Origin of the sequence: Azomonas macrocytogenes, assembly GCF_014191985.1 — a bacterium.
Lineage (GTDB): Bacteria > Pseudomonadota > Gammaproteobacteria > Pseudomonadales > Pseudomonadaceae > Azomonas > Azomonas macrocytogenes.
Genome location: NZ_JACHXI010000044.1, coordinates 1 through 6,218 on the forward strand (window position 1 = coordinate 1; position 6,218 = coordinate 6,218).

The window sequence follows — 6,218 nt, forward strand, 5'->3', positions numbered from 1 at the left end:
CTCCTCCATCTCGAAGCACTGCACGTCGGCCATGCCCAGCCGGTCGTGGTCGGCGTCCAGCAGCTTGCCGTGGGCGCCACCCAGCACATAGGGCGACAGCGCCTGCCGCAGCGTATTCGATTGCAGCAGCACGGAAAGTCCCGTCATCGTGCGCTGCTCCACCGGCGCACCGGCGAGACTTCCCAGCGCCGACCAGATAGCCGCCTTCTCGTCGGGGCCGACCGCCACGCCTTCGTGCAGCAAGCGGCCTTCGATCCATTCGGCGGCCCAGGTGCGGTCGCCCTCACGGTCGATGCGCGCGAGTGGCTGGAAGGCGATTTCGCCATCCGTGCCCAGGTCGTAGTGTTCACCGCCCAGGCCGAGGATGGCGGCCCGCATGGAGCGGCCCATGTCGAAGGCGAAGATGCGCGAGCCGCGATAGCGGCGGAACTGCATCGCCAGCGTGGCGAGCAAGACCGACTTGCCCATGCCGGTCGGGCCGGCGACCAACGTGTGGCCCACGTCGCCGATGTGCGTGACCAGGCGGAACGGCGTCGCGCCATCGGTGCGGGTGACGATCAGCGGCGGGCCGCCCAGGTGGTCGTTCTTCTCCGGCCCGGCCCATACCGCCGACACCGGCATCATGTGCGCCAGGTTCAGTGTCGAGACGATGGGCTGGCGCACGTTGGCGTAGGCGTTGCCCGGAAGCGATGACAGCCACGCATCCACGGCATTGAGCGTTTCGGGGATGGTCACGAACCCGCGCCCCTGGATGACGCGCTCCACCATGCGCAGCTTCTCGTCGGCTGCGCCAGCGTCCTCGTCCATGACGGTGACGGTCGCCGTCAGATAGCCGAAGGCGACTTGATCGCTGCCCAGCTCCTGCAAGGCTGCATCGGCATCGGCAGCCTTGTTGTTCGCATCGGTATCGACCAGCGGGCTTTCCTGCTGAAAGATCGTTTCGCGCAGCAGCGCGATGACGTTCTTGCGCTTGGCGAACCACTGGCGGCGCAGGCGCCCCAATTCCCGTTCCGCCTCGGATTTGTCGAGGCACAGAAAGCGCGTACTCCAGCGATACCCAAATCCCAGGCGGTTGAGGTCGTCCAGAATCCCCGGCCAGGTCGAGGTCGGGAATCCGCGCACCGACACCACGCGCAGGTGCTTGTCGCCCAGCATGGGCGCGAGGCCACCGACCAGCGGCGAGTCGGTCAGCAGCGCGTCGATGTGGAACGGCACTTCGGGCACACCGATTCGGTAACGCCGCGTCGAGATGGTCGCGTGCAGATAGGTCAGCGTCTGGCTGTCATCGAGCCAGGCGATTTCCGGCATGACGCCATCGAGCAGGTCAAAGACCCGATCCGTTTCCGCGACGAAGGCTTGCAGCCGCTCGCGCCAGTCCACGCCATTCGTCGGCGTGTTCTCGTAGAGCATCTTGGCGGCTCGGGCGCGCGATTCCTCGGGCGGCAGGTACACCAGCGTCAGGTGATAGCCGCTCTCGAAGTGATGGCCGGTATCCTCGAAGGCCGAGCGGCGTTCTTCGTCCACCAGCCACGAAAGCGGCTCGGGAAACTCCGAGTGCGGGTAGTCGGCAGCGGCGCGGCGCTCGGCCTCGATGAATAGCGCCCAGCCCGACCCCAGCCGGCGCAGCGCGTTGTTCAAGCGCGCCGACGTGGCGATCAGCTCGCCTTGCGTGGCACTGTCGAGGTCAGGCCCGCGAAACCGGGCCGTGCGCTGGAAACTGCCGTCCTTGTTCAAGACGACACCCCGCGCGACGAGTCCGGCCCAGGGCAGCCAGTCGGCGAGCAGTGCGGGCCGCTGGCGGTATTCAGCGAGGTTCAGCATGGCATCACCTCACACGTCCAGCAGCGGGCGGTGTTTGATGTGCCGGGCGAACACGGCCATGAACTGTGGATCGACGCGCGCACCCCATACCGCCAGCGAATGGCCGACGATCCAGAGCACGACGCCAGGAATCCACAGTTGCAGGCCCAGCCCGACGGCGGCGGCCAGCGTGCCGTTGGCAATCGCCACCGTACGCGGTGCGCCGCCCAACAAGATCGGCTCGGTGAGCGAGCGGTGCAAAGGCACCTCGAACCCTGCCGCGAAGCTGTCCGGGCCGCTCATACGACAGCCCCGCCAGAGAACGAAAAGAACGACAGGAAGAACGAGGACGCGGCGAACGCGATGGACAGACCGAAGACGATCTGGATCAGCTTGCGGAATCCGCCGGACGTGTCGCCGAACGCGAGCGCGAGGCCCGTGGCGATGATGATGATGACCGCGACGATGCGCGCCACCGGCCCCTGGATGGATTCGAGGATGGATTGCAGCGGGCCTTCCCACGGCATCGAGGAACCGGCGGCCTGCGCGGTTCCGGCCAGGAACAACAGCAGCGCGGCCAGCAGCAGCCCTTGCCCCGCAGGGCGGGCCAGGCAGCGCAGCCGTGCAAGACGCAAAGCCGGATTTGCAGAAAAACGGAAAGCAGGAATGGTCATCTGCGTCATGGCAGTTCTCCAAGTGAGTCAGGGGATGGGGAAGTCGCCGCAGCGGGTGCGGCATCGGGACGTGGCGGCAGCTCGGGAAACGGCGTTTCCAGCGCGTCCGCCAGTTGGTAGCCCACGCCGTCGAAGCCGACGACGCGGGCGATGCTCTCGATGCGGCGCTTGCGCCCGCGTCCGGCGATGTGGATCACCACGTTGACCGCCTCGGCGATCAGCGCACGGGGCGGATTCACCGCCACTTCGAGAATCAGTTGCTCCAGGCGCAGCAGAGCGCCGAGCGCGGAGCCGGCATGGATCGTGGCGATGCCGCCCGGATGGCCTGTGCCCCACACCTTGATGAGATCCAGTGCCTCGGCGCCGCGCACCTCGCCGACGACGACGCGATCAGGCCGCAGGCGCATGGACGAGCGCACCAGCTCGGTCATCGACACCACGCCTGCGCGGGTGCGCAGGGGAACGTGGTCGCGGGCCGCGCATTGCAGCTCCACCGTGTCTTCGAGCACCAGCACGCGGTCGCCAGTGGCGGCGATTTCGGCGAGCAAAGCATTGGCGAGCGTGGTCTTGCCGCTGCTGGTGGCGCCGGCGATCAGCACGTTCTGGCGCTCGCGCACGGCGCGAACGAGAAAGCCCGCTTGCGCGCTGGTCATCATCCTGTCGATGACGTACCGCTCCAGAGGAATAACGCCGATGGCGCGCTTGCGCAGCGCGAAGGCCGGCCCCGGCGCTGCCGGCGGCAAGATGCCCTCAAAGCGTTCGCCCGTTTCGGGCAACTCGGCGGACATCAGCGGCTGGCCGCGATGGACTTCTGCGCCAACGTGGGCAGCGACCAGGCGGATGATTCGCTCGCCGTCCGCCTCGGGCAGTTCCACGCCCATCGGCGCGCGTCCACTGGAAAGCCGATCCACCCAAAGGGTGCGATCGGGATTCAGCATCACCTCCACCACGTCCGGGTCTTCGAGCGCGGCGGCGATCAGTGGCCCCATCGCCGTGCGCAGCATCTGGATGCGGCGGTCGAGCGACGTGGCACTCATGGACTGCGGAACGGCGCTCATGACGCACGCTCCTGCGCTTGCGCGGCTGCCGCCGCGTCTTCCATTCGCATCAGGTCGGGATGCAGTTCCTCCACCACGTCGCGCACCAGGCTGCGGCCCCGCAGCAGGTGGCGGCCAAGCTGCGCGGTGAACTGCTCGAAGCGCGCTTTGCCCTGCGCGCGTGCCGCGTCTTGGTGCGCCTCGGGAACCGGCGTGCTCACGGTCAGGTAGTAGCGGATGAACAGCGCCAGCGTTTCGATGGCAATGTTCTGGTCGCGCTCCATGCGTTCGGCCTGCCGCGACAGGCGATCAAGCCGCTTGGCAATGGCCGCCTCGCGCTGGTCGGCGGCATCGGGCGACAGCCACGATGCGAGCGCCGCCGCGACGATGGACGACTTGGACACGCCCTTCTTGGCGGCCAGCTCATCGAGCCGCTTGGCGTGCTCCGGCTGGATGAACAGGTTGAGGCGATAGTGGCTCATAGCTCGATTCCGTCGTTGGGGTCGAGGAAAGCCAGCCGGGCCGTGCGCTGCATGGCTGGATCAAGCTGGCGCGGAAGGGGGAGCGGCAGGTCGTCGTCGTCATCGAGCAGCCCAAGGTCGGCCGCAGGCGCGGCCAGCTCTGGGTCGTAGGCGACGGTTTCGGAGAGTTCGGGCTGACGGCGTGGGCCGCCGTCATCGGCGGAACCCAGGCCATCAGCGAAGGCCGCGGCCGGTGCGGTGGGCACGGAGGGAATCGCCAACCCGCTCCAGTCGTCGGGCCGCAATGGCGGCGCGTCGGCGTACTGCCCGCCCGCCAGCGCGGGCGGTGGCAGCACGCGACGCTTGAAATTGGCGTCCGCGTAGTAGCGCAGCTTCTTCGCCTTGATCGGCGCCACGCTGGACACCATCACCACGGCCTCGTCGGGCGGAAGCTGCATGACTTCCCCCGGCGTCAGCAGCGGGCGCGCGGTTTCCTGGCGCGACACCATCAGGTGGCCCAGCCACGGCGCGAGCCGATGGCCCGCGTAGTTGCGCTGGGCGCGCAGCTCGGTGGCCGTGCCCAGCGTCTCGGAGATCCGTTTGGCGGTGCGCTCGTCGTTCGTGGCGAACGTCACGCGCACATGGCAGTTGTCGAGGATGGAGTGGTTTTGCCCATACGCCTTGTCGATCTGGTTGAGCGACTGCGCGATGAGGAAGCTGCGGATGCCATAGCCCGCCATGAAGGCCAGCGCCGTCTCGAAGAAGTCCAGGCGCCCCAGCGCAGGGAACTCATCGAGCATCAGCAGCAGCTTGTGGCGGCGCTCGATGCCATCGGAGCCATCGAGCGACTCGGTGAGGCGCCGCCCGATCTGGTTGAGGATCAGGCGAATGAGCGGCTTCGTCCGCGAAATATCCGAAGGCGGCACCACGAGGTACAGCGACACCGGATGCTCGGCCGCTATCAGGTCGGCGATGCGCCAATCGCAGCGCGAGGTGACTTCGGCCACCGTCGGGTCGCGGTACAGGCCGAGGAACGACATGGCGGTGCTCAACACGCCGGAACGCTCGTTGTCGCTCTTGTTGAGGACTTCACGCGCCGCCGATGCGACGACCGGATGCGGCCCATCGCCGAGGTGCGGCGTGGTCATCATCCGGTGCAAGGTCAGCTCGAACGGGCTGGCCGGGTCGGACAGAAAGTTGGCGACGCCGCGCAGCGTCTTGTCTTCGCCTGCGTAGAGCACATGCAGGATGGCCCCAACCAACAGCGCATGACTGGTCTTTTCCCAATGGTTGCGCTTCTCCAGCGCGCCTTCGGGATCGACCAAAATGTCCGCGATGTTCTGCACGTCGCGCACCTCATGCGCGCCGCGCCGTACCTCCAGCAGCGGGTTGTAGGCCGCCGACTTCGCATCGGTCGGGTTGAACAGCAGGCAATGCGAGAAACGCGAGCGCCAGCCTGCGGTGATCTGCCAGTTCTCGCCTTTGATGTCGTGGATGACGGCGGATGCAGGCCAGGAAAGCAGCGTCGGCACCACGAGGCCCACGCCCTTGCCCGAGCGCGTAGGCGCGAAGGTCAGGACGTGTTCCGGGCCTTCATGCCGCAGGTATTGGTGATCGTGCTGGCCGAGGAACACGCCGGCTGGTTGCGTGAGGCCCGCCTTGCGAATGTCCTGCGCGTTAGCCCAGCGCGCAGAGCCGTAGGTGGTGACGAGTCGAGCTTGGCGCGAGCGCCAGACCGACATGGCGATGGCAACGCCCACGGCGACCATGCCGCTGGCACCGGCGATGGCGCCGCCGGTATCGAACACGCGCGGCGCGTAGGCATCGAAGAAGAACCACCACTCAAACAGTTTCCAGGGGTGGTAGATCGACGTGCCAAGGAAGTCGAACCAGGGCGAGCCAAGGCGTACTTGATAGCCAAGGGCGGCTGCTGTCCATTGTGTGGCGCCCCACACGCCGGCGATCACGATGCCGAATACCACGGCGATCTGACCGAACAGCACGTTCGTCCCTTGCATAACCTCGCCTCCGATCACGACACACAGAGGTGCCGCAGCACTGAGGATCAAGGCGTTCGCGCAGGTCGGTCAAAGGCCGATGTGGCGGCAATTTAGGCCCAAAAATCCAAATATGTTATCTCTCGGTCGCTTAGCAGCGACGAAGTTCTCGCAGTTACCTAACTACGCCGCAAAGCGCTCGCCCATGCGGCGTTTTTATTTATTTAGCCACAAAAGGAAATATTAATT

The 6,218-nt window shown here is 66.6% G+C and carries 6 protein-coding genes; all 6 read right to left on the reverse strand.

The window, feature by feature from the left end; all coding sequences use genetic code 11:
- Nucleotides 1–1,821 (reverse strand): conjugal transfer protein TrbE (gene trbE / locus FHR87_RS18540; protein ID WP_183168255.1); only part of this gene is annotated, 1,821 nt, incomplete at its 3' end.
- A 9-nt stretch (nt 1,822–1,830) separates the two neighbouring features.
- The gene (locus FHR87_RS18545; RefSeq protein ID WP_008786754.1) at nt 1,831–2,103 is read right to left on the reverse strand and encodes a VirB3 family type IV secretion system protein; all 273 of its coding nucleotides are present in this window, start codon (nt 2,101–2,103) and stop codon (nt 1,831–1,833) included.
- Nucleotides 2,100–2,483 carry a TrbC/VirB2 family type IV secretion system protein gene (locus FHR87_RS18550; RefSeq protein ID WP_003103996.1) on the reverse strand — a complete coding sequence of 128 codons (384 nt, stop codon included), beginning with the start codon at nt 2,481–2,483 and terminating at the stop codon, nt 2,100–2,102. The genes FHR87_RS18545 and FHR87_RS18550 overlap by 4 nt, the downstream gene beginning before the upstream one ends.
- Nucleotides 2,480–3,532: a P-type conjugative transfer ATPase TrbB gene (trbB, locus tag FHR87_RS18555; protein ID WP_057386253.1), complete on the reverse strand. Its 1,053-nt coding sequence runs from the start codon at nt 3,530–3,532 to the stop codon at nt 2,480–2,482. Before trbB ends, FHR87_RS18550 begins: the two co-directional genes overlap by 4 nt.
- A complete protein-coding gene (locus tag FHR87_RS18560; RefSeq protein WP_057380746.1) occupies nt 3,529–3,993 on the reverse strand; it encodes a ribbon-helix-helix protein, CopG family in 465 nt (154 codons plus the stop codon). Before FHR87_RS18560 ends, trbB begins: the two co-directional genes overlap by 4 nt.
- On the reverse strand, nt 3,990–5,990 hold the full coding sequence (locus FHR87_RS18565; RefSeq protein ID WP_130534009.1) for a conjugal transfer protein TraG: 2,001 nt from the start codon (nt 5,988–5,990) through the stop codon (nt 3,990–3,992). The genes FHR87_RS18560 and FHR87_RS18565 overlap by 4 nt, the downstream gene beginning before the upstream one ends.
- Nucleotides 5,991–6,218 lie beyond the last annotated feature (228 nt).

Coding starts and splice junctions, on each gene's coding strand:
- FHR87_RS18565 (WP_130534009.1), bottom strand. CDS start 5,990: ATGCAAGGGACGAACGTGCTGTTCGGTCAGATCGCCGTGGTATTCGGC.
- FHR87_RS18545 (WP_008786754.1), bottom strand. CDS start 2,103: ATGAGCGGCCCGGACAGCTTCGCGGCAGGGTTCGAGGTGCCTTTGCAC.
- FHR87_RS18560 (WP_057380746.1), bottom strand. CDS start 3,993: ATGAGCCACTATCGCCTCAACCTGTTCATCCAGCCGGAGCACGCCAAG.
- trbB (WP_057386253.1), bottom strand. CDS start 3,532: ATGAGCGCCGTTCCGCAGTCCATGAGTGCCACGTCGCTCGACCGCCGC.
- FHR87_RS18550 (WP_003103996.1), bottom strand. CDS start 2,483: ATGACGCAGATGACCATTCCTGCTTTCCGTTTTTCTGCAAATCCGGCT.